Genomic DNA, 537 nt, shown 5'->3' on the forward strand with positions numbered 1-537 from the left:
GATAGTAGATTTGCGTAGCAAATGTGCGTTAGGGGCAATGAGTGCCCACACAGATTGTTTGATTGAAATGTAAAAGAGAATAGATAGACCTTTTATGGGTCTGTAGCTCAGTTGGTTAGAGCGCACCCCTGATAAGGGTGAGGTCGGCAGTTCGAATCTGCCCAGACCCACCAAAATCGCACTACTACTGCGTTATAAAGCGCGTCGTTTAGTGAACTAAACGTCCTTACTTTATGCCTTGTCCTAGTCCGATTTGGTAACTTAATAAAAACTATCTATGACCATGTTGGGGCTATAGCTCAGCTGGGAGAGCGCCTGCCTTGCACGCAGGAGGTCTGCGGTTCGATCCCGCATAGCTCCACCACACCACTTTCATACGAAAAGATAATTAATCTTTTCTTATTATAAAGTTCAGTGTGATGAACCATGACATGGATTAGAAGCCTTAGATAAGTAACACTACTTACCTAAGGCTTTTTTTAACGAAAAAGTCTGCTCTTTAACAATTAGGAAAGCTGATAAATGTTCTTATTTATC

2 tRNA genes are annotated in these 537 nt (G+C 41.9%); both read left to right on the top strand.

The window, feature by feature from the left end:
- The first annotated feature begins 96 nt into the window (after positions 1-96).
- Positions 97-173, top strand: a tRNA-Ile gene (locus tag E2R67_RS16480).
- A 115-nt stretch (positions 174-288) separates the two neighbouring features.
- Positions 289-364, top strand: a tRNA-Ala gene (locus tag E2R67_RS16485).
- Positions 365-537: the final 173 nt, after the last annotated feature.

The organism is Psychromonas algicola (assembly GCF_004378355.1).
Taxonomy (GTDB): domain Bacteria; phylum Pseudomonadota; class Gammaproteobacteria; order Enterobacterales; family Psychromonadaceae; genus Psychromonas.